Annotated in this window: 24 protein-coding genes; 8 read left to right on the top strand and 16 right to left on the bottom strand. The window is 71.2% G+C overall.

The features are described 5' to 3' along the window. Positions 1-13: 13 nt before the first annotated feature. The 7 genes from FB600_RS16615 to FB600_RS16585 all read right to left on the bottom strand — a co-directional run bounded on the left by FB600_RS16615 (position 14) and on the right by FB600_RS16585 (position 4,753). Entirely contained in the window at positions 14-733 is a 720-nt protein-coding gene (locus FB600_RS16615; RefSeq protein ID WP_145757091.1) for a biliverdin-producing heme oxygenase, read from the bottom strand. 155 nt (positions 734-888) lie between these two features. Continuing rightward, positions 889-1,251 (bottom strand): response regulator, encoded by a 363-nt coding sequence (locus FB600_RS16610; RefSeq protein WP_096751726.1) that lies wholly within the window; start codon positions 1,249-1,251, stop codon positions 889-891. A gap of 6 nt (positions 1,252-1,257) precedes the next feature. Continuing rightward, complete coding sequence (locus FB600_RS16605) at positions 1,258-2,781, bottom strand: ATPase domain-containing protein (protein WP_145757090.1); 1,524 nt, start codon at positions 2,779-2,781, stop codon at positions 1,258-1,260. A gap of 316 nt (positions 2,782-3,097) precedes the next feature. Beyond that, complete coding sequence (locus FB600_RS16600; protein WP_226284743.1) at positions 3,098-3,430, bottom strand: hypothetical protein; 333 nt, start codon at positions 3,428-3,430, stop codon at positions 3,098-3,100. Between the two features lie 117 nt (positions 3,431-3,547). After that, on the bottom strand, positions 3,548-3,994 hold the full coding sequence (locus tag FB600_RS16595; RefSeq protein WP_046580571.1) for a hypothetical protein: 447 nt from the start codon (positions 3,992-3,994) through the stop codon (positions 3,548-3,550). A gap of 12 nt (positions 3,995-4,006) precedes the next feature. After that, on the bottom strand, positions 4,007-4,357 hold the full coding sequence (locus tag FB600_RS16590; protein ID WP_227742814.1) for a hypothetical protein: 351 nt from the start codon (positions 4,355-4,357) through the stop codon (positions 4,007-4,009). An 81-nt stretch (positions 4,358-4,438) separates the two neighbouring features. Further along, the gene (locus tag FB600_RS16585) at positions 4,439-4,753 is read right to left on the bottom strand and encodes a hypothetical protein (protein ID WP_017919560.1); all 315 of its coding nucleotides are present in this window, start codon (positions 4,751-4,753) and stop codon (positions 4,439-4,441) included. 328 nt (positions 4,754-5,081) lie between these two features. Between FB600_RS16585 and FB600_RS16580 the strand changes: the two genes are divergently transcribed. From FB600_RS16580 to FB600_RS16570, 3 genes are all read left to right on the top strand, one after another. Continuing rightward, positions 5,082-5,678 (top strand): TetR/AcrR family transcriptional regulator, encoded by a 597-nt coding sequence (locus tag FB600_RS16580; RefSeq protein ID WP_098153068.1) that lies wholly within the window; start codon positions 5,082-5,084, stop codon positions 5,676-5,678. 104 nt (positions 5,679-5,782) lie between these two features. Continuing rightward, on the top strand, positions 5,783-6,487 hold the full coding sequence (locus FB600_RS16575) for an SDR family oxidoreductase (RefSeq protein ID WP_096751729.1): 705 nt from the start codon (positions 5,783-5,785) through the stop codon (positions 6,485-6,487). A gap of 320 nt (positions 6,488-6,807) precedes the next feature. Further along, positions 6,808-7,242 carry a Fur family transcriptional regulator gene (locus FB600_RS16570; RefSeq protein WP_145757089.1) on the top strand — a complete coding sequence of 145 codons (435 nt, stop codon included), beginning with the start codon at positions 6,808-6,810 and terminating at the stop codon, positions 7,240-7,242. Between the two features lie 75 nt (positions 7,243-7,317). Here FB600_RS16570 and FB600_RS16565 read toward each other — a convergent pair whose 3' ends face one another. The 7 genes from FB600_RS16565 to FB600_RS16535 form a co-directional block, all read right to left on the bottom strand. Continuing rightward, positions 7,318-8,313, bottom strand: a complete 996-nt coding sequence (locus tag FB600_RS16565) for an SLAC1 anion channel family protein (RefSeq protein WP_145757088.1) — start codon at positions 8,311-8,313, stop codon at positions 7,318-7,320. Between the two features lie 157 nt (positions 8,314-8,470). Beyond that, complete coding sequence (locus tag FB600_RS16560) at positions 8,471-8,752, bottom strand: helix-turn-helix domain-containing protein (protein ID WP_096751732.1); 282 nt, start codon at positions 8,750-8,752, stop codon at positions 8,471-8,473. Next, positions 8,749-10,026, bottom strand: coding sequence for a PLP-dependent aminotransferase family protein (locus FB600_RS16555; protein WP_098153071.1), 1,278 nt, complete (start codon positions 10,024-10,026; stop codon positions 8,749-8,751). Before FB600_RS16555 ends, FB600_RS16560 begins: the two co-directional genes overlap by 4 nt. 14 nt (positions 10,027-10,040) lie before the next feature. Then, a complete protein-coding gene (locus FB600_RS16550; protein WP_098153072.1) occupies positions 10,041-11,213 on the bottom strand; it encodes an NAD(P)/FAD-dependent oxidoreductase in 1,173 nt (390 codons plus the stop codon). Positions 11,214-11,225: 12 nt separating this feature from the next. After that, positions 11,226-12,725 carry an aldehyde dehydrogenase family protein gene (locus FB600_RS16545; RefSeq protein ID WP_017919567.1) on the bottom strand — a complete coding sequence of 500 codons (1,500 nt, stop codon included), beginning with the start codon at positions 12,723-12,725 and terminating at the stop codon, positions 11,226-11,228. A gap of 163 nt (positions 12,726-12,888) precedes the next feature. Further along, positions 12,889-14,049, bottom strand: coding sequence for a branched-chain amino acid ABC transporter substrate-binding protein (locus FB600_RS16540; protein ID WP_096751736.1), 1,161 nt, complete (start codon positions 14,047-14,049; stop codon positions 12,889-12,891). Between the two features lie 285 nt (positions 14,050-14,334). Next, positions 14,335-15,363, bottom strand: coding sequence for a DUF1338 domain-containing protein (locus tag FB600_RS16535; RefSeq protein ID WP_096751737.1), 1,029 nt, complete (start codon positions 15,361-15,363; stop codon positions 14,335-14,337). 145 nt (positions 15,364-15,508) lie between these two features. Between FB600_RS16535 and FB600_RS16530 the strand changes: the two genes are divergently transcribed. Next, the gene (locus FB600_RS16530) at positions 15,509-16,432 is read left to right on the top strand and encodes a LysR substrate-binding domain-containing protein (protein ID WP_046580562.1); all 924 of its coding nucleotides are present in this window, start codon (positions 15,509-15,511) and stop codon (positions 16,430-16,432) included. Then, a complete protein-coding gene (locus tag FB600_RS16525) occupies positions 16,413-16,901 on the top strand; it encodes a GNAT family N-acetyltransferase (RefSeq protein ID WP_227743963.1) in 489 nt (162 codons plus the stop codon). The genes FB600_RS16530 and FB600_RS16525 overlap by 20 nt, the downstream gene beginning before the upstream one ends. Here the strand turns inward: FB600_RS16525 and FB600_RS16520 are convergent, their stop codons facing one another. Then, a complete protein-coding gene (locus tag FB600_RS16520; RefSeq protein ID WP_098182154.1) occupies positions 16,902-18,467 on the bottom strand; it encodes a methyl-accepting chemotaxis protein in 1,566 nt (521 codons plus the stop codon). 601 nt (positions 18,468-19,068) lie between these two features. Here FB600_RS16520 and FB600_RS16515 point away from each other — a divergent pair. Genes FB600_RS16515 through FB600_RS16505 form a run of 3 tightly spaced genes read left to right on the top strand, consistent with a single transcriptional unit; the run spans position 19,069 to position 23,037 of the window. After that, positions 19,069-19,773, top strand: a complete 705-nt coding sequence (locus FB600_RS16515; RefSeq protein WP_145757087.1) for a (2Fe-2S)-binding protein — start codon at positions 19,069-19,071, stop codon at positions 19,771-19,773. Beyond that, the gene (locus FB600_RS16510) at positions 19,773-20,753 is read left to right on the top strand and encodes an FAD binding domain-containing protein (RefSeq protein WP_017920413.1); all 981 of its coding nucleotides are present in this window, start codon (positions 19,773-19,775) and stop codon (positions 20,751-20,753) included. The genes FB600_RS16515 and FB600_RS16510 overlap by 1 nt, the downstream gene beginning before the upstream one ends. Before the next feature lie 52 nt (positions 20,754-20,805). Continuing rightward, positions 20,806-23,037 carry a xanthine dehydrogenase family protein molybdopterin-binding subunit gene (locus tag FB600_RS16505; protein WP_145757086.1) on the top strand — a complete coding sequence of 744 codons (2,232 nt, stop codon included), beginning with the start codon at positions 20,806-20,808 and terminating at the stop codon, positions 23,035-23,037. 19 nt (positions 23,038-23,056) lie between these two features. Here the strand turns inward: FB600_RS16505 and FB600_RS16500 are convergent, their stop codons facing one another. Then, positions 23,057-23,980, bottom strand: coding sequence for a LysR family transcriptional regulator (locus tag FB600_RS16500; RefSeq protein ID WP_046580557.1), 924 nt, complete (start codon positions 23,978-23,980; stop codon positions 23,057-23,059). Positions 23,981-23,991 lie beyond the last annotated feature (11 nt).

The following is a 23,991-nucleotide window of genomic DNA, read 5'->3' as shown; positions in this document are numbered from 1 at the left end:
CGGGCCGCACGCCTCAGCCGGCCCGGCCGGCGGCGGCCGATCGATCGGCGCCGCCCGCGCCGCCGGGCTCGCGGCAGGCACGGGCCAGCGCGACCAAACGGTCGAACGCGTCGACGGCGCCGCGACAGGCGGCGTCGATCTCGTCCGGCCCGATGACCTCGGCCGCCAGGCAGCGCACGATGGCCTTCCAGCGCGCCGACAGGCCGTTGCGGCCGCTCGCCAGGAAACCGAGCGGATGCGGCGCGAGACGCTCGTGCAGCTGCTGGTACAGCACCGCGCCGCCCATCTGCGAGCCCTCGATCACGTAGCTCGCGCCCCAGCGATAGGCGCGATCGGCATCGGCGGGCCACCACGGCGCGAGCGGCGCGGGCCCGGCCGGCACGGCATCGCGCGGCGCGGCGGCCAGGTCGGCGTCGATCAGCGCGCGCCGGTCGACCGGCGGCACGGCCGCCGCGTGCGCGGCGAGGCCGTCGCCGCGTGCGGCCAGCCAGGGCTCGAGCGGCGCCAGCCAGGCACGCAGCACCAGCAGGTGGGAAAGGTAATCGGAAAGCGTTGGGGACGGCGCCGCGAGCGGCATCAGGCCGTGCAGCAGCTCATGCTGCTCGCCGGTGGCCTCGCGCAGCCGCGCCAGCACCGGCGGCGTTGCCTGCATGGCGGGCGCTGCCGCGCGCTCGGCCATGGAGGTGGACGGCGACGCCTCGTGGGCATCGGCCGGTCGAATCTCGTCCAGCATCGGAATGGGTTCCTCGGTTGGCTCCGCCGCGCGCGGCAGGAAGGCGGCGGATCGTGCCGGAGCGGCGCCGGATCGAGTCGGCACCGCCAGCAGTTCCGCGACTATCGCATGACAGCGGCATCGGCGCACGCATTTTGATGCACTACCCGCCGCTCTCAGCCGGGCACTTCGCCGAGCCGGCGCCGGATCATGCCGTGCAGCGTATCGAAGGACAGCGGCTTGCGCGCGGTCTCGACCTGCTCGCCCGACGGCACCGGGATCTCGACCGCCGCGCTGCAGAGGATCACCGGGATCCGGCGCCAGTCGGGCTCGCGCGCCAGCGCGGCGCACAGCTCGGCGCCCGTCATCACCGGCATCATGTAGTCGGTCACGATCAGGTCCGGCATGGTTTCCCTCACGCGGTCGAGCGCGATCGCGCCGTTCGACGCCGTGATCACCGCATAGCCGCACTGCTCCAGCAGCAGACGCCAGACGGTCAGCATGTCGAACTCGTCGTCCACGATCAGGATGGTCTTCATCAGCGACTAGCCGTCCGTCATCGGCCGATGCAGCATGGTCGTCAGCCCCTGCGCCGACAGCAGCCCCGACGCGCCGATCGCATTCGGCGTGACGTCGAGCCCGTCGGACTTGATGATCAGTTCGCGCAGCGAGGTGTCGTGCGCGCTCTCGCGCTGCTTGACCACCGACACCATGCGACGCAGGCGGCCATCGGCTTCCACGTAGCGCAGCAGGATCAGGTTCTCGGTCAGCGCCGACAGGCGCATGCCCTTGCCGTGCGAGGGATCCGCGTAGAGCGGCAGTTCCTCGGTCAGCATGGTGGTGATGCCCGAGTCGCGCAGCGCATGCGTGAAGGCATTGAGGAACAGCCCGAAACGCGCGGGCCGCAGCGCCGAGTCGCGGAAGCCCTCCATGCCGTCGATCACCAGCCGCGAGGCGCCGAGCCGGCGGATCAGCGCGAGCGTGGTGGTGGCCAGCTCGTCCACCTCGAGCTCGACGGCCGGCTGCCACTGCATGGTGAGACGGCCGTCGGCGAAGCCCTCGCGCAGCAGGATGCCGACCGCCTCGGCCTTGCCGATCAGGCGCTGCGGCGACTCGTAGAAGCCCAGGTAGACCACCTTCTCGCCGCGCGCGATGCCGGCCTGCAGGAACTGCAGCGCGAGCAGGGTCTTGCCGACCCCGGCCGGCCCGATCACGGTGGTGGTCGAGCCGCGCACGAAGCCGCCGCCGATCAGGTGATCGAGGTGCGGCAGGCCGGTGTCGAGCCGCTGGCGCAGGTCGCGCTCGTCCTCGAGGTTGGCGTAGCGCGCCTCCAGGCGCGGGTACATGGCGTGGCCGCTGGTGGTGATGCGGAAGAAATGCTTGCCGAGCAGATGGTTGCGCGCGCGCATCTTGTGGACCTCGATCTCGCGCGCGCGGCGCATGCCGTCGCTGTAGCGGTTCAGCTCGATCAGGCCGTCCACCAGGGTGTGCTCGGGATGCGGCTCGTTGCCCGACAGCGGCGCGAGCAGCAGCGTGGTGCAGCCCATCGCCGCCACCAGCGCGTTGAGTTCGTGGATGAATTTCGACAGCGAGAGCTCGGTCTCGCTGAACTCGCGCGCGCTGCGGAAGCCGTCGATGATCAGCAGGCCCGGGCGGTAGTTCGCCAGGCTCGCGGCGATCAGCTTCAGGAAGCCGTCCAGGCCGTCCTTCATCAGCTCGTGGTAGCCGGACTCGAACATCATCTGCTGCGCCACGGCGGACGGGTCGAAGAATTCGAGCCCGCGCAGATGGCCCAGCAGCTTGTCGTGCGATTCGGCGATCAGCGTCATGTAGAGCACGCGCTCGCCCTGGCGCACGCGGTGAAAGCCGATCTGGCTCGACAGGATGGTCTTGCCCGCGCCGGCCATGCCCTCGATCAGATAGAGGCCGCCGCGGACAAAGCCTCCGCCGAGGATCTCGTCTAGACCCGGCACCCCCGTCTCCACATTGTCGGGCGGCCGCGTTTCGGACGGCAAGCTCGGCTTCGGGTCGGGCGCTGGATGTTGGGGCGCGGAGTCTTCCTGGGTCATGTTCAGTCGTTCAGATGTCGGTGGCCGATCCCGGCGGACCGGGCGCGATGCCGCCCGCGACGGGCGACTCGGGTTTCGCGATTCTAACGTGAGCGACCGACGGCGCCCCGCATATCGTCACGACAAGTCATGATGAAACGGAGCAAATGCCGGGCCCGCTCAAGTGGGCGAGGAGAAAAGAAACAGTGGATGCGCGGAGCGCGTGCATGGCGACGCGCGGGGGGGCCGTATCACGCCGCCCGCGCACGCATTCGCAGCCGTGACGCGACCGGAGGCGCGGGCACCGCCGAGTGCCGGGCACGGCGGGCCGCGAAGCTCAGGCGGCGGCCATCACCGCGGCGACCTGCGGCAGCCGGACCATCTTGGTCCAGACCGGCAGCGGCATCGCCTCGATCACCGCGGTGGCCACCGCGCGGGCCGCCTCGATGCTCGGCTCGAGGATGCGCCGCAGGCCGCGCCCGGTCTCGACGTCCGAGACGGTGTAGCGCGGATGGCTGTCCGGCGCGAACAGCGGCGAGCGATGCACGGCCCAGGTCCGGCCGCGACACTCGAAGGGCGTGCCGATGGTCTCGATCCAGCTGCCGTTCAGGGCGAGATGGAACACGATGCCGTCGACGCGGCGCGGGGCGTCCGGCCGCGGGCCGGACATCGGCGTTTTTTCATACATGGACGAACCTCGAATCGGAAAGCGGTGCAGGGCCGGCCGCGCCCGCGAGCGGGCCGGACGATGCGTTTTTTTCAATGCGATTGCAGAAACCGGGGCACCTCAGGCGGCCTGCGACCGCTGCGCCGGAATCGGCGAGCGCCCGGTGAAGACGTGGTGGTGCAGCTCCGCCTGGGCATCGGCGTAGCGATGCGCGGGCAGCGCGACCAGGCGCGCGTCGTAGTCGGTCACGATGCGCTCCAGGTCGCCGCGCTCGTGCTCGTGCAGCAATACCGGCGCGCCTTCGCTGAGGCGCGCATAACACTGCTCGAGCGTGCGCTCGGCACGCGAGAACAACGCCTGGTCGGCCTCGCCGGCGGTGCCTGCCTGCGACGGCGCGCGCAGCAGGTAGGCGAGCTGGATCGTGCTGAGCAGCAGCGCCAATTGCTCCGGGCTCGCCCGGGCCGCGCGCAGCGAAGCCAGCGCGAGATGGTGGCGCAACTGCATCCGCCGCTGGTAGTCGGCCGGCAGCGGCAGCAATTGCGCCTTGCTCAGTTGACGTCGTTTCATGCCGCCCGCGCCTCAGGCCGCGCGTCGGCCGGGCGCGACCGCCAGCGTGGCGATGCGCGCGGCCAGCGCGATCACCGTGTTGGCCGCGCCGGTCTCGAACGGCGTCAGGCGCAGCCTGGCCGCCTGCAGCTCGGTGATCGGCACCAGCCCGTGCACGTTCACGTAGGCGGCCACCACCGCCCACATCTCCGTGTCGGCCCAGGCGTCGGCGGGCAGGTTCAGGGCCATCAGGCCGGCCGCGACCAGCGCGCGGTAGTCGCGCTCCTCGCGCACCGGCGCGATCGAAAGCGGCAAGCTGATCTCGAAGCCGGCGCGCGCGAGCGCCGCCAGCGTGTCTTGTGCGGTCTGGGTCGGAATCATCATCGGATGTCCTGCGCAATCAGGGGAGCCCCGGCCGGGCCGGACGAGGCATCGAAAGTACGGCCAAGGGGCGGGACCACGGCTTCAGGCCGGCGGCCTCACGGTCAGGTACACCCAGCCCAGGTAGGCGCCGGTCGCCCCGCCCGTGACCAGCAGCGTGGCCAGCGTCCAGGACACCACCGAGCCGGCGAACCAGGCCTGGTAGGCGCCCCAGGCCGACAGCACGTACAGCAGCGCCGCGTAGACCACCGCGCGCATCAGCCGGACCATCGTCTGCGCGCGGCGCACCGGGCCGTCGAGCGGGCTGCGCACCGCCACGCGAAGCGCATCCCACATCGACCAGCAGACCATCGCGAACAGCGCGACGACCACCAACCTGACGAATTGAATCTCGTTCATTGGTCTTTTCCTTGTTGTAAAAATTACAATTCAAGCCAGCACCTTGGTAAATCGGCATGTCGCATGCCGCCTGTCGAAGCGCTTCCCGCTTGGCACGGCGGGCGATCGGCTTCGATCGGCGCAGGGAATGGGCAAGAATCGGGCCAGCCCCGGGGACGGCTCGCTGGCAAGGAAAACGGAGGAGGTCGGCGGCCCGGGCGAGGGGGAACGGCTGGTGAGGAGGCGCGCGACGGGCGCCGTCGTCCCGCCCTTGAAAAACCGCTTGCCTGCCGCCGCCGTCAGCACATATGATGCACATCATATTACGAGCATCATATGAATTCGCCGGATGAACCCGATGAAGAAATCAGCCCATAGCCTGCGCAAGGAAGCCTCGCGCGAGCGGATCCTCGAGGTCGGCAGCCGCGCGGTGCGGCGCGCCGGCTTCCATGGCGTCGGCATCGCGGACGTGATGAAGGAAGCTGGCCTCACCCACGGCGGCTTCTACGCCCACTTCGCCTCGCGCGACGCGCTGCTGTGCGCGGCCGTCGAGCACGCCGCCGCCGACAGCATGGTGACCATGGACGCGCATGCGGCGCGGCTGGTGGCGGCCGGCCTGAGCCCGTTCCAGGCAATGGTCGAAACCTACCTGTATCCCGGCGTGATCGGCGATCGCGAGCGCGGCTGCGCGATGGCCGCGCTGGCCTCCGAGATACCGGTGCAATCGGACGACGTGGTGGAGGCCTCGCGCGAGGTGGCGCGCCGGCTCCAGCGCCATGTGCTGCGGGCGCTGCCGCCCGGCTACCCCGACGACACCGCCTGGTCGATCACCGGCACCATGCTCGGCGCGCTGCAACTGGCACGCGCGCTCGGCGACAGCGAGGAAGGCCGCGCCGTGCTGGCGGCCGCCAAACGCGAACTGCTGGCGCGCTACGCGCCGGCCTGAGCGCCCGCCCCGGCCGGCCTGGATCGCCACCGGGGCTTTTTTCCGATCCGAAATATGACGATCGTCATATCAACTCAAGGCGCGCTGCGCGCAAGGATGCTTCCATGAAACTCGAAGGTTCCGTCGTCTTCATCACCGGGGCGAATCGCGGCCTCGGCCTCGAACTCGCGAAACAGGCGCTGGCGCGCGGCGCCGCCAAGGTCTACGCGGCCGCGCGCGACCCGGCCACGGTGACCCTGCCGGGCGTGATCCCGATCCAGCTCGACGTGACCCGGCCGGAGCAGGCCGAGGCCGCCGCGCGGGAATGCGGCGACGTCACCGTACTGATCAACAACGCCGGGATCGGCCGGCTCGGCAGCCTGCTGTCCGACGAGGGTTTGCCGGTGCTGCGCGAGCAGCTCGAGACCAACCTGATCGGCGTGCTGAACGTGACGCGCGCCTTCGCCGGCGTGCTCGGCCGCAACGGCGGCGGCGCGCTGCTCAACATGCTGTCGATCCTGAGCTGGGCCAACACGCCGATGATCGCCGGCTACGGCGTCAGCAAGGCGGCCGCCTGGTCGCTGACCAATGGCCTGCGCCACGAGCTGCGCGCGCAGGGCACCCAGGTCACGGGCTTCCACGCCGGCTACATCGACACCGACATGATTCGCCAGTTCGACGTGCCGAAGGCGCGCCCCGAGGACGTGATCCGCACCACGCTCGACGCGCTCGAGGCCGGCGAGGAAGAGGTGCTGGTGGACGAGCCGACGCGCCAGGTCAAGCAGGCGCTGTCGGGCGGCGTCTACCTGAAGGACGTGCTGGCCGGCTGATCCGCGCCCGGGGCGGACGGCGGCAGGCCGGGCTTGCCGCCGCTCTGCGTTCGGCCGCCCCGCCTCTCGCGGCCCCGCCGCTTCCTGCTCCCCCTCCCCCGGCCCTGCCCGGCGAGATATCGAACGCGCCGGGCCTGCCGCGCCCTGCCCGGACAAGCCCCCTGTCCTCCCGCCTTCGCGGCTCGCCCAGCGCGCCTAGACGTTTTTTTCACTCCCGCCCCTGGAATATTCGCGTCGATCCGGTGTTACTCCGGATGCGGCGCCGCCATGGCGGCACCGCACACCGCACGCGGCACCGACAAAACAACGATATCCACCCCATGAAAGCGATCTATTCGGAACTGAAGCGCGTCCAGGTGCGGCCCACCGCGGCGCGCGTGGCGGTTCTCAAGCTGTTCCACGACGAGCCGGCCGCGCACGACACGGTCGACCAGGTGTTCCAGGCGCTCAGCGGCGAGATGAACTACAGCCTGTCGAGCATCTACCGGGCGCTGGCCAACCTGCAGGAAGCCTCGCTGATCGTCGGCTCCTCGGTCGGCTCGGCCAAGCTGGTCTACGAGCTCAATCGCGGCGAGCAGCACATCCACCTGGTCTGCACGCGCTGCGAGACGATCCGCGACCTGCGCGATCCCGAGTTCGAGCGCCGGCAGGCAAGGCTCGCGGCCGCGCACGGCTTCCATTACCAGGCGTATCGGCATGTGCTGTTCGGGGTCTGCGCCGACTGCGAGCCGGCGCCGAACGCTGCCGTGCATTGAGGGGCCGGCCCGGCCTCGCGGGCCGCAACCGGCTCGAGCGCGCCCGCGGCACCAAGGGGCACCGGGCGCCTCGATCTAGCTGCCGCTCAGGGTACGCAGCTCGCCGCTGAACAGCCCCTTGAGCGTACGCAGCAGCAAGCCGGCGATGACCAGGCTCGCCACGCCCAGCAGCAGCCAGGCGACGCCGTCCGTGAAAGCGCCGGGGCTGGCGCCGGCATGGCGCAGCGCGCAGATCGCGGAGGCGGCCAGCGGAAAGCTGACCGCCCACCAGGACACGCGGAACGGGCAGCAGGCTGCCAGATGGCGCATCTGCCCGGCCAGCACGGCGAGCATGAACAGGCTCAGCATGTAGAGGGCGGTGGCGAACAGGTCGTGCCGGCCGGTCACGGTCGTGTAAGCCGAGTAGCCGACCGCGAACGGCGCGACCAGGATCATCAGCGAAGGACGCATCGCGTCGGGCATCGGCGCCTCGAACAGCAGGCGCGAGAAGATCAGCGTGAACAGCGGGATCGCGAAGAACAGCCCGACCGCCAGGGCGAACACGCCGAGCCCCGAGGCGGCGGGCAGGCCCAGCGCCGGCATCGCCAGCGGCAGGTCGAGCAGCCCGACCACGGAGATGATCCAGGCCGGCGTGGCGTGGGCGGCGTGCTGGCGGTCGCTCATCCAGCGGCCGACGATATGCCAGGCGAACAGCATCATGCCGGCCGCTCCCCCCCCCCACATGCCGAACGCGAGCGCGCGATCGAGGCGCACCAGCACGATGGGCAGCAGCAAGAGGCTGATCCAGACGGTGCCGAACAGGCTGCCGGCCACCGGATGTCGAAACTCCGTCATCACGGCGGCCCGGGCGCTCAGGCATTTCCAGCCGTAAGCCAGCAGCAGCGCGACGAACACCACGATCGCGACGAACCCGACGAGATCGGCGATCGCGCCCGGCACGCCATACAGGCGGGCGGCCTCGCGCCAGGCGACGGCGAGCCCGACCAGGCCCATCACCGAGCCGAACAGGCTCACCGGCAGGTAGTCGAGCTGCGAGGGCGGCTTGAGTACCTGGCTTGCTGTATCTCCCATGGCTTGCCTTTGTCGTATCGAATGAGGGATGCGGGGCCGCGCCGGGCTGGCACGGCCGGCGCCACTCGAACTCTACCGGGGAAGGATGACAGGAGAAACCGTGTCGCGCGGGTTGGCGCCGCCGGTCCCGCGCGGCGCCGGGGCTTCGCTTGGCGCCTCAGGCCTCGTGACCGACCTCGGCCACCAGCATGTAACCCTCGTTGCGCACGGTGCGGATCAGCATGGCGCGGCGGGCATCGTCGCCGAGCGTCTGGCGCAGCCGGCTCACGCACACGTCGATCGAGCGATCGAGCGGCGTGAGCCCCTTGTCGAACACGCGGTCGAGCAGGAATTCGCGCGACAGCGGCCGGTTCGGATGATCGAGCAGGGTGCGCAGGGTGCGGTAGTCCGAACCGCCGAGCGAGACCACCACGCCCTCGGGCGACAGCAGCTGCTTCATGCGCGTATCGAGCCGCCAGCCGGCAAAGCCGATCCAGGCGCTGGCCTCGCCGCCGCGCGCGCCGCCACCACGTCCTCGCCCGCCAGCGTCGCGTCGAGCGCGAGCTTCAGGCGCCGCACGCCCTCGCGGATATCGTCGGGCGCGGGCGCCGCGAACGACAGGCGCAGCGCGCAGGGATCGACACCGTCCTCGTAGAACGCGCGCCCCGGCACGAAGATCACGTTCTGCGCGATCGCCTGCTTGAGCAGCGCCGCCGATTCCGCGCCGCCGATGCGCGCCCAGACGAACAAGCCGCCCTCCGGACGATGGAAATCGATCGCGTCGCCCAGCGCGGCCTCCAGCCCGTCGCAGAGCGCATCGCACTTGTCGCGATAGGCTGCGGCGATCAGCGGCAGATGCCGCTCCAGCGCGCCCTCGGCCAGGTACTCGGCGGCGACCGCCTGGGTCCACGGCGAGCTGCACAGGTCGACGGTCTGCTTGGCGATGGTGCAGCGCCGGGCGATCTCGGCCGGCGCGACGGTCCAGCCCACCCGCAGCCCCGGCGCGACGATCTTCGACAGGCTGGCGAAATGCACCACCCAGTCGCGCGAGCCCGGCACCTGGTCCGACAGCGCCAGCATCGAGGGCACCGGCTCGCCGGCGAAGCGCAGGTCCGCGTAGGGATCGTCCTCGACGATCACGAAGCGATGCCGCGCCGCCAGCGCGAGCAGCGCCAGGCGCCGTTCGCGCGTGAGCGTGGCGCCGGTCGGGTTGGCGAAGGTCGGCACCGTGTAGAGCAGCTTGGGCCGCGCCACGCGCCCCGAATCGAGCAGTTCGGCCAGCGCCTCGACATCCAGCCCCGCGCCGTCGGTCGGCAGCGTGACGATGCGCGCCTGCGCCAGGCGCAGCGCGGCCAGCGTGGCCGGATAGGCGGGCTGCTCGGTCAGCACCAGGTCGCCCGGCGCCACCAGCACGCGCAGCAGCAGGTCGAGCCCCTGCTGCGAGCCGGTGGTCACCACCAGCTCCTCGGGCCGGCAGGACGCGCCGCGCGAGGCCAGCCGCGCGGCCAGCGCCTCCTTCAGCTCGGGCAGCCCGTCGGTGGGCCCGTATTGCAGGCAGCGCACCGGCCTGGCATAGGCACGCTGCGCGGCGCGCTCCAGCCCTTCGGTATCGAACAGCCCGGCGGCCGGGTAGCCGCCGGCGAACGAGATCATCCCCGGCAGGCCGAGATAGCGGAACAGCTCGCGGATCGGCGAGCCGGCCGGTTCGCGAAACGGGGCGGTGAAGTCATACATGGACGGGCCCTCCCTCAGACCACGTTCTTCTCGACGATCGGCCGGTTTTCCAGCACGCGCGTCCAGTCGAGCTCGGACAGATCCAGCGTGGTGTAGCGGCCGTACAGGATCAGCTCGCTGACGCCGCGCCCGGTGGCCGGCCCCTGCTGCAGCCCGTGGCCGCTGAAGCCGTTGGCGAAGATGCAGTTCTCGACCTCGGGGTGGTAGCCGATGATCGCGTTGTGGTCGAACACGTTGTACTCGTAGTAGCCCGACCAGCAGTTCTCGACGCGCAGCGCCTCGAAGCCCGGCACGCGATGCGCGAGCGTCGGCCAGATCACCTCGTCGAACAGCGCGTGGTCGACCTCGTCGAGCGGCAGGTCGTCGGGATCGCGATCGGGCGCGGGCGAGGTGCCGCACAGATAGGTGCGCCCCTCGGGACGGAAGTAGACGCCGCTCGGGTCGATCAGCAGCGGGCAGCGTTCCAGCCGCGCCGGCGAGGACACGTTGAAGATGCTGCGGCGGCGCGCGAACACCGGGATCTCGACGCCGGCCAGCTCGGCGATGCGGCGCGCCCAGGCGCCGGCCGCGTTGACCACGGTATCGCAGGCATGGCGCTCGCCGTCGGCGCTCACCACGTGGGTGATGCGCCGCCCCTCGCGCACCAGGTCCACCGCCTCGCTGGCCAGGTAGCGCGCGCCGAGCGACTGCGCCTTCTTGCGCAGCGCCTGCACCAGCCCGTAGCCGTCGAACCAGCCCTCGCCGCGCTCGCCGTAGCAGCCCGCGGCGAGATCCTCGACGTTGAGCCAGGGAAAGCCGGCGGCCAGCGCCTCGCGCTCCAGGTAGCGGATCTGCGCGCCCTCGGCCAGTTGCAGCGCGTGGTTCTCGCGCAGCGTGGCCTCGCCCGCCGGCGTGGCGAGGAACAGGTAGCCGCCCTCGTGCAGGTCGATCGAGGGCCGCGCGCCGTCGATCGCCAGCCGCTCGCCCAGCTCGCGCAGGAACGCGATGCCGAACAGCGACATGCGGATCGACAGCGGCGTGGAGAACTGCTGGCGGATCGAGGCCGCCGACAGCGCCGAGGACGAGCGCGCGTAGGTCGGATCGCGCTCGATCACGGTCACCGCGACGCTCGGGTCGGCGGCCCGCAGGAAGTACGCGACCGCGCTGCCGATCACGCCGCCGCCGATGATGACGATCCGGGAACTCATGCCGCGCTCCGTTCAGCCGATGTTGAAGTCGATGCCCTGCGCGAGCGGCAGCGCCGACGAGTAGTTGACGGTGTTGGTGGCGCGGCGCATGTAGGCCTTCCACGCATCCGAGCCCGACTCGCGGCCGCCGCCGGTTTCCTTCTCGCCGCCGAAGGCGCCGCCGATCTCGGCGCCGCTCGGCCCGATATTGACGTTGGCGATGCCGCAGTCGCTGCCGGCCGAGGACAGGAAGCGCTCGCTCTCGCGCATGTCGGTGGTGAACACGCAGGACGACAGGCCGTGCGAGGCGGCGTTGTTGGCCGCGATCGCGTCCTCGAAGCGCTGGTACTTCAGCACGTAGAGGATCGGCGCGAAGGTTTCGGTCAGCACCACGGCCGTCTGCGCGGGCATCTCGACGATCGCCGGGCGCACGTAGAAGCCGCCCTCGCTGCCCGCCACCGCGTGGCGCTCGCCGCCGGTGACCTTGCCGCCTTCCCGGCGCGCCTGCTCCAGCGCCGACTGCATGCGGTCGAAGGAGCGGCTGTCGATCAGCGGGCCCATCAGGGTGCCGGCTTCCAGCGGGTTGCCGATGCGCACCTTGGCGTACAGCGTCTTGAGCTTCTCGACGGTCTCGTCGTAGATGCTCTCGTGCACGAACAGGCGGCGCAGCGTGGTGCAGCGCTGGCCCGCGGTGCCGACCGCCGAGAACAGGATGCCGCGCAGCGCGAGCTCCATGTTGGCGGTGTTCGAGACGATGCCGGCGTTGTTGCCGCCCAGCTCCAGCAGCGAGCGGCCGAAGCGGCGCGCCACCTCGACGCCGACCGTGCGCCCCATCTCGGTGCTGCCGGTGGCGCTGACGATGTTCGAGCGCGGATCGGCCACCAGCTTGGCGCCGATCTCGCGGCCGCCGTTGATCACGGCGGCCAGGCCGGCCGGTGCGTCGCCGAATTCGCGCAGCGCCTCGAGCAGGATCTGGTGGGTGGCCAGCGCGGTGAGCGGGGTCTTCTCGGAAGGCTTCCAGATCACCGCGTTGCCGCACACCAGCGCCAGCGCCGCGTTCCAGGACCACACCGCGGCCGGGAAGTTGAAGGCCGAGATCACCGTGCACACGCCCAGCGGATGCCAGGTCTCGGCCATCCGGTGGCCGGGGCGCTCCGAGGCGATCGTCAAGCCGTAGAGCTGGCGCGACAGGCCGACCGCGAAATCGCAGATGTCGATCATCTCCTGCACCTCGCCCAGCCCTTCCTGCAGGATCTTGCCGGCCTCCAGCGTGATCAGCGCGCCGAGCGCCTGCTTCTTCTCGCGCAGCTTGTTGCCGAGGATCCGCACCAGCTCGCCGCGGCGCGGCGCCGGCACTTCGCGCCAGGCCAGGAAGGCCTGCTGGGCGGCGGCCAGGGCCGCGTCGACCTCGGCCTCGCCCTGGGTCGCCACGCGGGCGATCAGCTGGCCGTCGATCGGCGAATGCACGGCGAGCTCGCCGCCCTGGACGAGATGGTCGATACCGAGTTCGGAAAGGATGCTTGCTGCGTTCACGTTGCCACCTCTGGATTGGGGAATGCGAAAAAGGGATTCATGGGGCCGCGTCGCCGCGGGCGCGGCGGCCCCTCGACGCGAGGGTCGCCGAGCCGCCGGCGCCCGCCGCGCCTCGGACCGAGGCGCGCCATGCGGCGCACCGGATCGTCATCGGCCAGCGGCGTCATTCGACGCTCTGGCGCGTGGTGACGGGTACCCAGGCCGCGCGCTTCACTTCGTAGAGCGTCGAGCTGGGCTGCTTCAGGTCGCCGTTCGGCATGAAGGCGATGGTGCCGGTGATGCCGTCGTAGCGGGTGCTCTTGAGCGCCGCGTTGTAGAGCGCCGGCGCGGTGCTGTTGGCCTTCTGCATGGCGCGGATCGCGATCCAGGCGGCGTCGTAGGCGAACGGCGCGTAGGCCAGCATGTCCACGCCGTACTTGCGGCGGAAGTCGGTCGCGAAGGTCTTGCCGCGCGCCAGGCGCGCGAGCGGCTGGCCGTATTCCCAGACCGAGGCGCCCTCGCCGGCCGGGCCCGCCAGCCTGATGAAGTTCGCGTTCATCACGCCGCCGCCGGCCAGGAACTGCGCGCGCATGCCGAGCTGGCGCATCCGCTTGACCAGCATCGCGGCCTGCGCGTCGAGCCCGCCGAAGAACACCAGGTCGGCATTGGTGCTCTTGATGCGGGTGAGCTGGGCGCTGAAGTCGACCGCCTTGTCCGACACGAATTCGCGCGTCACCACCGTGCCGCCGTTGGCCTTGACGGCCTTCTCGAACTGGTCGGCCTCGCCCTGGCCGAAGGCGGTGCGATCGTCGATGATCGCGATGCGTTTTGCCTTGGTGACGACGGCGGCGTATTCGCCCGCGTTGCCGGCGTTCTGGATGTCGTTGGCGATCACGCGATAGACGGTGTCGAGCCCGGCGCGCGTGATGTCGGGATTGGTGGCGGCGGGCGTGAGCATCGGAATGCCGGCCTTCGCGTAGATCTTCGAGGCCGGCAGCGTGGTGCCGGAGTTGAAGTGGCCCACCACCGCGGCCACGTGGTCGTCCACCAGTTGCTGGGCGACCTGCACGCCGACGCGCGGGTCGCCCTGGTCGTCCTGCGAATCGACCACGAACTTCACCGGCTTGCCGCCGATCACCGGGTGCCCGGCATTGGCCTCGTCCACCGCCATCCGCACGCCGCTCTCGATGTCCTTGCCGTAGGCGGCGGCGCTGCCGGTCAGCGGGCTGGCCACGCCGATCTTGACGATTTCCTGCGCCAGCGCGGCCCCGGAAGCACCCGCGGCACAGGCGAGCACGAGGGCGGACAGCACGGCGCGACGGGCGAATCTCGGCGGGAATCTCATGGGACGCTTCCTTCGGGAACGGGAATCGGGGGCGCCGCCGGGGCGCCGGGGCGCAGTCTCGGCGGCGGACTTGCGGGTGCTGCCGGTGAGTCGGGGTCTTCCTGCCTGGGCCCGGCACGCCCGAGGCGTGCCGGCGGAACATGGGTCGATGGTGGCCGGCGCGGCCCGGCGGGCGCGCCGATTGTCGGCAGCCGAAAACGGCGGATCAAACGACTTCCACGCACCACCTCTTGCGCTTTGCTCATCAAGCCCGGCACGGCAAGGCGCGCGGGCCGCGCGGCCGGCTCAGCGGGGCGCGCTGGCGGTCATCTTGAAGATGCCCTGGGCGTTGCCGGCGTCGAAACGCAGGTCGAGCTTCCATTGGTGCGTCGCGCGGTCGAACTCGCGCTTGCGCGTGATGAATTCGTAGAACGAGCCCGGCACGCTGCGCGAGATGACGCGACCCTCGGCGGTGCGGAACTGGCGCTCCACGATGTCGGCGCGATAGGCGGTCTGGAACACCCGGCCCGAGCGCGAGCGCTCGACTTCCGGCTTCATGGGTCGGCCCTTGGCCTTCTCGGCCTCGGCCAGCGCGAACACGTCGGCCACGCGGTCGGTGGCGTGGTTGAAGGCATTGCCCTCGGTGGCGATCCAGGCCATCTCGGCCGATTCGGCCAGCAGCAGTTCGTAGTCGTCGACGCTCGGCACCTCGTGCTGGCGCGCGAAGGCACCGACGATCGCCGGCAGCAGCCGGTGCGCGGCCTCGAGCGGCAGCGTGCCGTCACGTTCCAGCTCCCAGAGCAGGCCGAGCGCCTCGGGCGTGAGCGGGTCGCGCGAGGTGCGCAGCACGCGGCTGACCGCCTGCTGGAATTCGGTCGAGAAGCGTTCGGGATGCAGCTCGCTGACGAAGAACTGCGCGATGTCGTCGGGCGCGTCCTCGTGGGCGTAGGCGCGGCCTGTCATGCCGAGCTTGTCGAGCGGGTAGCGGCCGTTCAGGCGAAAGCCCAGCGGGCGCAGGATCCGCGCGAAGGCGGCCTCGCCCGGCGGCAGCGCGCCGGTCTCGCGCCAGCGCACGGTGCGCAGCGCGCCGTGGTCGAAGAACACCGAGCCGCCGGCTGCGATCGCATCGCGCGTGTAGTCGCGACCGTTCGGCGAGCGCGCCAGCAGGTCCTCGAACAGCGCCATGTTCATCGCCTGCGCCAGCTCGGCGCGCGTGACCGTGCCGGCTTCCCAGTCCGCCAGCAGCGGCGGCAGGTTCAGCGTGGCGAACAGGGCGTCGGTCTTCGGCTCGCCGAGCAGGGTGGTCAACAGGGCTTGCAGGTTCGAATTGCGCATCGGGGATCTCGTCGGGGTCTCTGGCCAGCCGGCCTCGCCGCGCGGGCGGCGCATGGGCTGGCTTGCTCCGGACGCATTATTCGAAATGGCCGCGGCCGGCGTAAAGCGAGATAAAATTGCCACTTGATGCGTTTTCGGAATCAACATGCGCAAATTCAAGATCCCGAACATGGGCGCGCTGCTGGCCTTCGAGGCGGCGGCCCGCCACCAGAGCTTCACCTACGCGGCGCGCGAGCTGTTCCTGACGGAAAGCGCGATCTCGCGGCAGATCGCGACGCTGGAGGCCAGCCTCGGCGTGCGCCTGTTCGTGCGCGCCAAGCAGCGCGTGGTGCTCACGCGCGCGGGCCGGCTCTACAGCACCCAGGTGCGGCGCGCGCTGGAGAACCTCGACCGCGACACGCTGTCGATCATCGCGCATGGCAGCGGCGGCAGCTACCTGGAGCTGGCGGTGCTGCCGACCTTCGCCTCGCAGTGGCTGATCCCTCGCCTGAAGGATTTCTACGCGCGATGTCCCGAGGTGCGGGTCAACATGGGCGCGCGCACCGGCATCTTCTCCTTCGAGGAATCGCACTTCGAGGCCGCCATCCATTACGGCAAGCCGACCTGGCCCGGCGCCGCGGCCGACTACCTGTTCGGCGAGGAGGTGGTGCCGGTGTGCGCGCCGGCGCTGCTGGGGAAGGCGGTGCGCAAGCCGCACGAGCTGCTGGCCTATCCGCTGCTGCACTCCACCACGCGGCCCGACGGCTGGTCGCGCTGGTTCGGCGCGCTCGGCGTGGAGGACCACGGCACCATGCAGGGCGATCGCTACGAGCTGCACACCATGCTGATCAGCGCGGCGGCGGCCGGGCTCGGTATCGCGCTGGTGCCGAAGTTCTTCGTCGACGGGCGCGAGGCGCAGCTGGGCGTGGTGGTGCCCTACGCGGTGCCGGCCGCCGCGCGCGAGGCGATGCGCGACGACGCGGCCTATTACCTCGTCTACCCGACCGAGCTGAGCCACAGCAAGCCGCTGGAGGCGTTCCGCGAATGGCTGCTGGGGCAGGCGCGCGAGTATGCCGAGGCGCAGCAATGAAGGGGGGCGATCGGCCGTGATCCTGGATCTTTCCCCGACCACCCTGGACGATGCCGAAGCACTGGTGGCGATCCGCATCGCGGCGATGCGCGAGAGCCTGGAAGCGCTCGGCCGCTTCGATCCACGGCGGGCGCGCGAGCGCTTCCTGGCCGGCTTCACGCCGGCCGATTGCCGCTTCGTCGAGGCCGACGGCGTGCGCGCCGGCTTCGTGCTGCTGCGTCGCCAGACGCGGCCCTGGCTGCTCGACCACCTCTATATCGAGCCGGCCATGCAGGGCCGGGGCATCGGCGCGGCCGTGCTGGGGGCGATCTTCGCCGAGGCCGACGCGCAGGCCGCGCCGATCCGCGTGGGCGCGCTGCGCGGCAGCGCCTCGAACCGCTTCTACCAGCGGCACGGCTTCGTGCGGACCGACGAGGCCGAATGGGATATCCACTACCTGCGCGAGCCGCGCGACGGCCCGCGCAGCTGATCAGGCCGCCGCCCCCTCCACCACCCGGAACCACGACACGGCCGCGTGCAGGCTCTCGCTCTGCCGCTCCAGCGAGGCCGAGCTGGCCGAAGCCGATTCGACCAGGGCCGCGTTGTGGGCCGTGCTCGCCTCCATCTGCACCACGCTGGCATTGACCAGCTCGATACCCGCCGACTGCTCGCGCGAGGCCAGGCTGATGTCGGCCATGATGGCGTTGACGCTGCGCACCGCGCCGAGGATCTCGTCCATGGTCGCGCCGGCCTGGCCGACCAGCGCGCTGCCCTCGCCGACGTTCGTGCTGGAGGCCGAGATGAGCTCCTTGATCTCCTTGGCCGCCGCGGCCGAGCGCTGCGCGAGCTGGCGCACCTCGCTGGCCACCACCGCGAAGCCGCGGCCCTGGTCGCCGGCGCGGGCCGCCTCGACCGCCGCGTTGAGGGCGAGGATGTTGGTCTGGAACGCGATGCTCTCGATCACCCCGACGATGCCGACGATGCGCGTCGAGCTGTCGGCGATCGCGTCCATGGTGCGCACCACGCGGCGCACCACCTCGCCGCCACGGGTGGCGATCTCGGAGGCGCGCGTGGCCAGCGCGCTGGCGTCGTGCGCGTTGTCGGCGTTCTGGCGCACCGTCGCCGTCAACTGTTCCATGCTGGCCGCGGCCTGCTGCAGCGAGGAGGCCTGCTGGCCCGCGCGCGCCGACAGGTCGCGATTGCCGCCGGCGATGTCGCGCGCGTCGAGCCGGATCGCGTCGGTGCCCTCGCGCACCTTGCCGACCACCCCGGCCACGTGGACGCGCATCTCGTCGAGCGCGGCCAGCAGCCGGTCCATCTCGTTGCCTCGGCCGATCTCGATGCGCCCGGTCAGGTCGCCCGCCGCGATCCTGGCGAAGTGACCCACCGCCGCGTCGATCGGCCCGACGATCGCGCGCGCCAGGCCGCGATGCGCGATGAAGCCGGCCACCAGCGCCACCAGCGCGGCGATGCCGAAACCCGCCAGCGTCATGTCGAAGCGCCGCGCGGCCTGCTCGAAGCGGGCGCGCTGGCGCTCGACCTGGAAGGCCTCGAGCGCGGTGAGCGACTGCTGGTACTCGTCGAACCAGGCGCTGGGCATGTCGCGCTGGGTGCCGAGGAAATCGACCAGGTTGTCGCTGTCGAGCTGCTTGAGGCCCTTGGCGAAGGCCTGCGACAGCAGCCGGTCACGCCGGGCCAGCATGGTGTCCAGCAAGGTCTTCTCGGCCGCGTCGGGCGCGTGCAGGGCGCGATAGGCGTCGAGCTCGCGATTGCTCTCGTCGAGCAGCGCATGCAGGCGGCGGATTTCGTCGCCGGCCGGCTTGCCCGCGCTGATGATCTGCTCGACGTTGCCCAGGCCCACGCGCAGCATCAGCATGCGCTCGGAGCTGGTCTTGAGGTGCACCACCGAGGCGGTGTCGTCGCGGTACATCGCGTCGAGCGCGCCATTGCTCTTGACGAGCGAGAACGCGGCCGCCGCGATCACCAGCATCAGCAGCGCGGTACAACCGGCAATCGTGGCGGCGAGCCCGCCGCGGATCGTGAGGGTTCGGGACATGGTCGGCATCGAGGAATCGGACGGAACGGCGGCCTGGGCGAGCCGCGAACGCCGGCCGTGCCGGCAACGCGCCTCATGCCGGACTAACGGAATCGCCGATTTTTGACTTTTGCCGCGAAGCGACGGCAACCCGTCCAATTGCGCCATGCGGCACGCCGCCGGCTTGCCCGGCGCGTGCGCGCCGCCACCTCCGCCGCCTCCGTCACCTCCGCCGCCTCGTGGGGTCGTCGCCTCGCCGTCGGCCGCGAACTCCTCGAGCGAGACGCGGTGAGGCGGGCACGCCGTTTGCCGAAAGCGTCGCGCGAGGCGGCACCCCATGCCGTCCGCCCGCGCACGCAATATACGCGCACATATGGCGCCGCATCCACGCAGGGCTCGTCGAGCCCGTCGCGGCAAGCCCGGCAGCCGTCGGCCCGCGGCGCGGTGGAAAGCGTCCATGATCGTCGATCGCGCCGGCACGCATTGATGAGTTTTCCTCTACGAGGCTTGAAGCAAATCGGGACGGTCACGAGGCCGCCAAAGGCGGTTTAATGAGCATCGCGCGCGATCCGTCGTGCGCGCCCCCGCTCCCCTCAATACGCCTCGATACGGTAATCCGCCCATGACCACCGACTCCCGACCGACCGCCCACGCCCCCGGCAACGCCGCCGCCCCGGCCGGCGCCGGCGTCCCCGAGCGCCCCGCCATCTCGCGCCGCCGCTTCCTGCAGGCCGGCGCCTCCGGCGTGGCCACCGTCGGCAGCGGCGGCTGGCTCGCCAGCGCGACCGCCGCCGAGCCCCAGCCGGCCATCGAGACGCCCGCGCCCGCGGCCGCCCCCGCCGAGACGAACGCGCCGAACCTGCGCTTCAGCGTGAACGGCGTGGCGCGCGAGCTGCACGTGGCGCCGAACGTGATCCTGCTCGACGTGCTGCGCGACTCCCTGCAACTGACCGGCACCAAGAAGGGCTGCGACCACGGCCAATGCGGCGCCTGCACGGTGCACGTGAACGGCGTGTCGGTGAATTCCTGCCTGTCGCTCGCGCTGATGCACGAGGGCGACGAGGTGACCACCGTCGAGGGGCTGGAGCGCGACGGCCGCCTGCATCCGGTCCAGCAGGCCTTCTGGGAACACGACGCCTACCAGTGCGGCTATTGCACGGCCGGCCAGATGATGAGCGCGGTGGCGGTGCTGCGCGACGCGCGGATCCCCGCCGACGACCATTCGCTGCGCGAGGCGATGAGCGGCAACATCTGCCGCTGCGGCGCCTACCGCAACATCGTCGTGGCGATCCAGGACGCCCGCGCCAAGGGCGGGAGGCAGATCTGATGCGCAACTTCGACTACGTCCGCGCCGACTCGGTCGCCAACGCGATCGCCGCCCGCGCGCAGGAACAGACCGTCTACCTGGCGGGCGGCACCACCCTGCTCGACCTGATGAAGCTCGACGTGATGCGCCCGGCGCGCGTGGTGGACATCCACAAGCTCGCGCTCGACCGCATCGAGGCACTGCCCGACGGGCGCATGCGGATCGGCGCGATGTTGAGCAACACCGAGCTGGCGCGCGACGAGCGGATCCGCCAGGCCTACCCGGTGCTGTCGCAGGCGCTGCTGTCGGGCGCGAGCACCCAGCTGCGCAACAAGGCGACCACCGCCGGCAACGTGATGCAGCGCGTGCGCTGCGGCTACTTCCGCGACGGCGTCTCGCCCTGCAACAAGCGCGAGCCCGGCTCGGGCTGCGCCGCGATCGGCGGGCTGAACCGCAACGTGCACGCGGTGCTCGGCGGCAGCGAGCATTGCATCGCCGCGCATCCGTCCGACATGTGCGTGGCGATCGCCGCGATCGGCGCGCAAGTCCATGTGCGCGGCCCGCAAGGCGAGCGCGAGATCGACTTCCTCGATTTCCACCTGCTGCCCGGCGCCACGCCCTGGCGCGAGCACGCGCTGGAGGACGGCGAGCTGATCACCCATCTCACGCTCGACGCGCCGCTGGCCGGCGGCCGCGGCGCCTACCTGAAGCTGCGCGACCGCGCCTCGTACCAGTTCGCGCTGGCATCCTGCGCGGCGATCGTGGTGATGAACGGCGGCACCATCGAGCGCGCCCGGCTCGCGCTGGGCGGGGTCGGCACCCGGCCCTGGCGCGCGCATGCCGCCGAGGCTTCGCTGGCCGGCCAGCCGGCCACGCTCGACAGCTTCGCACGGGCCGCCGCGCTGGCGCTGGAAGGTGCGCGCTCCTACGGCCAGAACGGCTTCAAGATCGCGCTCGGCCAGCAGGCCGTGGTGCGCAACCTGCAGACCCTCACCGCCTGAGGCGCGCCATGACCACCTCGAACCGCCTCACTCTTTCCTCCCGGAGCCCCGCATGAGCGAGACCCTCGTGGGCCAGCCGGTCAAGCGCGTCGACGGCCGCCTGAAGCTGACCGGCGCCGCGCGCTACACGGCCGACCAGCATCCCGCCGGGATGGTGCACGCCTATGGCGTGTTCAGCACCATCGCCAACGGCCGCATCCAGCAGATCGACACGCGCGAGGCGCGGCGCGTGCCGGGCGTGATCGACATCCTCCATCACGAGCACGTGCCGCGCCTGTATCGCCCGAAGAAAAGCCCGATCGCGATCCCGACCATCCTGCGCGCCACCATCACCGACGAATCGCGGCTGCCCTTCGAGGACGCCACCGTCAACTACGCCGGCCAGTTCGTGGCGCTGGTGATCGCCGATACCTTCGAGCATGCGCGCGAGGCAGCGATGCGCGTGGCGGTGAGTTATGCCCAGCAGCCGGCGGTGGCCACGCTCGACCAGGGCCTCGCGCGCAACGGCACGCACGACGGCGGCCGCGGCCATGCTCGCGGCGAGCCGGAACCCGCCTTCGAGGCCGCCGCCTACCGGGTCGACCTCACCTATCGCACGCCCGTCGAGACCCACAACCCGATGGAGCTGCACGCCACCGTGGCCACTTGGGAAGACGGCCGCCTGCATGTCTACGAGGCCTCGCAGGGCGTGACCGTGCATCGCAACACGCTGGCCAGCGTGTTCGGGCTGACGCCCGAGCAGGTCACCGTGGAGGCGCCCTTCATCGGCTCGGGTTTCGGCGGCAAGCTGTTCATGTGGCCGCATTCGGTGGCGGCCAGCGCCGCCTCGCTGGCGGTGGGCCGCCCCGTCAAGCTGCTGGTGCCGCGCGCGCAGATGTTCACGGCCACCGGCCATCGCCCCGAGACGAAGCAGCGGCTGCGCCTGTCGGCCGACGCCAGCGGCAAGCTCACCTCGCTGCGCCACGAGTCGATCAACAGCACCGCCATGACCGATTCCTTCACCGAGAACTGCGGCGGCGTCTCGCGCGTGCTCTATTCCTGTCCGAACGTGCTGGTGAGCCACCAGACCACGCGCGTCAACCACGGCTGCGCCACCTCGATGCGCGCGCCCGGCGCGGCGCCGGGCCTGTTCGCGCTGGAATCGGCGATCGACGAGCTGGCGCTGGCGGCCGGCCAGGACCCGCTCGCGTTCCGCCTGGCCAACCTCTCGACGCGGGACGAGGCGGCCGGGCTGCCCTGGTCGAGCAACCACCTGCCGGAGGCGATCAACACGGCCGCCGAGCGCTTCGGCTGGGCACGCCGCAACCCGGCAGCCGGCTCGATGCGCGAGGGGCGCGAGCGGATCGGCTATGGCATGGCCGCCTGCAACTGGGAGGCCTACCGCACGCCGGCCGAGGCGCGCGTGCAGCTGGGCAGCGACGGCAGCGCGCTGGTCACCTGCGCGATCCAGGACATCGGCACCGGCACCTACACGATTGCCGCGCAGATCGTCTCGGAGCTGAGCGGCCTGCCGATCGAGCGGATCCAGGTGCGGCTCGGCAGTTCCGCGTTCCCGGCCGCGCCGATGTCGGGCGGCTCCTGGGCCACCGCGAGCGTCTCGCCGGCGATCGCCGAAGCCACCCGCAACGCGATCGCCCAGCTCAAGCAGATTGCCGTGGCCGAGGGCGCGCCCTTCGCCGGCGCCAAGCCCGAGGCGCTGCGCTTCGAGCACGGCGAGCTGAGCGACGGCAAGCGCCGCGTCGCCTTCGACGCGCTGCTCAAGTCGCGGCGCCTGGCCAACGCGGAAGGTTTCGCCAGCACCTCGGCGGGGCCGGCCGGCAAGTTCTCGTTCCGCTCCTTCGGCGTGCATTTCGTGGAGGTACGCTGGGACCCGGGCATCTCGCACCTGCGGGTGGCGCGCGTGGTCAGCGCGATCGACGTGGGCCGCGTGATGAACCCGCTGACGGCGCGCAACCAGGTGGAAGGCGCGATCGTGATGGGCATTGGCATGGCGCTGTTCGAGGCCACCGAATACGATCCGCGCACCGGCCTGCCCGGCAACAACAACTACGCCGAATACACGGTGCCGGTGCATGCCGACCAGCCCGAGATCGAGGTGATCTTCCTCGATCACCCGGACCTGGCCTTGAACGAATTCGGCGCGCGCGGGGTGGGCGAGATCGGCATCACGGGGCTGGCGGCGGCGGTGGCGAACGCGGTGCATCACGCCACCGGGCAGCGCGTGCGCGAGCTGCCGATCACGCTCGACAAGCTGATCGATCCGGCCGCGCCGGTCTTCGCCTGAGCCGGCGGGCGGCGCGCCTTCAGGCCGGCGAGGTACTGCCCGGCGCCGCCGCCCCCAGCGCCTCGAGCGCGTCGCCGAGCCGCTCGGCGAAAGCCCGCGCCACCGCGCCGAGCGCCTCGCTCTCCAGCGCCGCGATCGCCACGCTGAAACCCTGCGCTGGGCGGAACGGCCGCATCACCAACCCCTCGCCGGCACAGGCGCTCGCGATCAGGCGGCTCACGATGGTCACGCCGATGCCGCGCTGGGCCATCGCGCAGGCGACGCTGACCGAATGCACCTCGGCCGCCACGGCCTGGCTGATACGGGCCTCGCGGAAGGCCGCGTCGACGTTGTGGCGCATCGGGCTCTGCCGCCACAGCAGCACCATCGGCACGCCGTCGAGATCGCGCGGACCGACCATCTCCAGCGCCGCCAGCGCGTGATCGCCCGGCATCACGCAGACCGCCTCGCTGTCGAAGCGGCGCAGCGCCGTCAATCCCGGCATCGGGCTCGGCAGCCGCACGATCGCCAGATCGACCTCGCGGCTGCGCAGCGCTTCCTCGGCCGCCGCGTAGGTGCCGGAAAACACCTCCAGCACCGCCTCGCCATGCTCGGCGTAGAAGCGCCCCAGCACCTCGGGCAGCAGCGACTGCGCCAGCGTGTTCGGCACCATCACGCGCACCAGCTTGCGCCGCGTGCCGGCCAGCCTCAGCTGCTGGGCGTGCCGCTCCAGGCAGCGCGCCGCATCGAGGACCGCGCCCGCGTCCCCCACCAGCGCCTCGGCCTCGCGCGTCGGCGTGAGGCGCCCCTGTTCGCGCTGGAACAGGGTCAGGCCGAGATCCTCCTCCAGCTGGGCGAGCAGCCGGCTGACCGCCGACTGCGACAGGCCGAGCCGCTGCGCGGCGGCCGTGGTGGTGTGCAGCGCCGATACCGCCGCGAATGCTTCGAGCTGTTTCAGGTTCATGGCAGGTTCTG

The organism is Burkholderia sp. SJZ089, from assembly GCF_007828315.1.
GTDB lineage: Bacteria > Pseudomonadota > Gammaproteobacteria > Burkholderiales > Burkholderiaceae > Burkholderia > Burkholderia gladioli.
Note: the sequence above shows the minus strand (reverse complement) of the source record. Positions and strands in the feature narration are given on the sequence as shown.

What these genes read in the sequence shown, in the direction of transcription:
- FB600_RS16615 (WP_145757091.1), bottom strand. Translation starts at nt 733, where the DNA reads ATGCTGGACGAGATTCGACCGGCCGATGCCCACGAGGCGTCGCCGTCC.
- FB600_RS16505 (WP_145757086.1), top strand. Translation starts at nt 20,806, where the DNA reads ATGAGCGAGACCCTCGTGGGCCAGCCGGTCAAGCGCGTCGACGGCCGC.
- FB600_RS16585 (WP_017919560.1), bottom strand. Translation starts at nt 4,753, where the DNA reads ATGAACGAGATTCAATTCGTCAGGTTGGTGGTCGTCGCGCTGTTCGCG.
- FB600_RS16530 (WP_046580562.1), top strand. Translation starts at nt 15,509, where the DNA reads ATGCGCAAATTCAAGATCCCGAACATGGGCGCGCTGCTGGCCTTCGAG.
- FB600_RS16510 (WP_017920413.1), top strand. Translation starts at nt 19,773, where the DNA reads ATGCGCAACTTCGACTACGTCCGCGCCGACTCGGTCGCCAACGCGATC.
- FB600_RS16500 (WP_046580557.1), bottom strand. Translation starts at nt 23,980, where the DNA reads ATGAACCTGAAACAGCTCGAAGCATTCGCGGCGGTATCGGCGCTGCAC.
- FB600_RS16535 (WP_096751737.1), bottom strand. Translation starts at nt 15,363, where the DNA reads ATGCGCAATTCGAACCTGCAAGCCCTGTTGACCACCCTGCTCGGCGAG.
- FB600_RS16580 (WP_098153068.1), top strand. Translation starts at nt 5,082, where the DNA reads ATGAACCCGATGAAGAAATCAGCCCATAGCCTGCGCAAGGAAGCCTCG.
- FB600_RS16515 (WP_145757087.1), top strand. Translation starts at nt 19,069, where the DNA reads ATGACCACCGACTCCCGACCGACCGCCCACGCCCCCGGCAACGCCGCC.
- FB600_RS16575 (WP_096751729.1), top strand. Translation starts at nt 5,783, where the DNA reads ATGAAACTCGAAGGTTCCGTCGTCTTCATCACCGGGGCGAATCGCGGC.
- FB600_RS16600 (WP_226284743.1), bottom strand. Translation starts at nt 3,430, where the DNA reads ATGTCCGGCCCGCGGCCGGACGCCCCGCGCCGCGTCGACGGCATCGTG.
- FB600_RS16595 (WP_046580571.1), bottom strand. Translation starts at nt 3,994, where the DNA reads ATGAAACGACGTCAACTGAGCAAGGCGCAATTGCTGCCGCTGCCGGCC.
- FB600_RS16525 (WP_227743963.1), top strand. Translation starts at nt 16,413, where the DNA reads ATGCCGAGGCGCAGCAATGAAGGGGGGCGATCGGCCGTGATCCTGGAT.
- FB600_RS16605 (WP_145757090.1), bottom strand. Translation starts at nt 2,781, where the DNA reads ATGACCCAGGAAGACTCCGCGCCCCAACATCCAGCGCCCGACCCGAAG.
- FB600_RS16570 (WP_145757089.1), top strand. Translation starts at nt 6,808, where the DNA reads ATGAAAGCGATCTATTCGGAACTGAAGCGCGTCCAGGTGCGGCCCACC.
- FB600_RS16555 (WP_098153071.1), bottom strand. Translation starts at nt 10,026, where the DNA reads ATGTATGACTTCACCGCCCCGTTTCGCGAACCGGCCGGCTCGCCGATC.
- FB600_RS16520 (WP_098182154.1), bottom strand. Translation starts at nt 18,467, where the DNA reads ATGTCCCGAACCCTCACGATCCGCGGCGGGCTCGCCGCCACGATTGCC.
- FB600_RS16550 (WP_098153072.1), bottom strand. Translation starts at nt 11,213, where the DNA reads ATGAGTTCCCGGATCGTCATCATCGGCGGCGGCGTGATCGGCAGCGCG.
- FB600_RS16540 (WP_096751736.1), bottom strand. Translation starts at nt 14,049, where the DNA reads ATGAGATTCCCGCCGAGATTCGCCCGTCGCGCCGTGCTGTCCGCCCTC.
- FB600_RS16590 (WP_227742814.1), bottom strand. Translation starts at nt 4,357, where the DNA reads ATGATGATTCCGACCCAGACCGCACAAGACACGCTGGCGGCGCTCGCG.
- FB600_RS16565 (WP_145757088.1), bottom strand. Translation starts at nt 8,313, where the DNA reads ATGGGAGATACAGCAAGCCAGGTACTCAAGCCGCCCTCGCAGCTCGAC.
- FB600_RS16560 (WP_096751732.1), bottom strand. Translation starts at nt 8,752, where the DNA reads ATGAAGCAGCTGCTGTCGCCCGAGGGCGTGGTGGTCTCGCTCGGCGGT.
- FB600_RS16610 (WP_096751726.1), bottom strand. Translation starts at nt 1,251, where the DNA reads ATGAAGACCATCCTGATCGTGGACGACGAGTTCGACATGCTGACCGTC.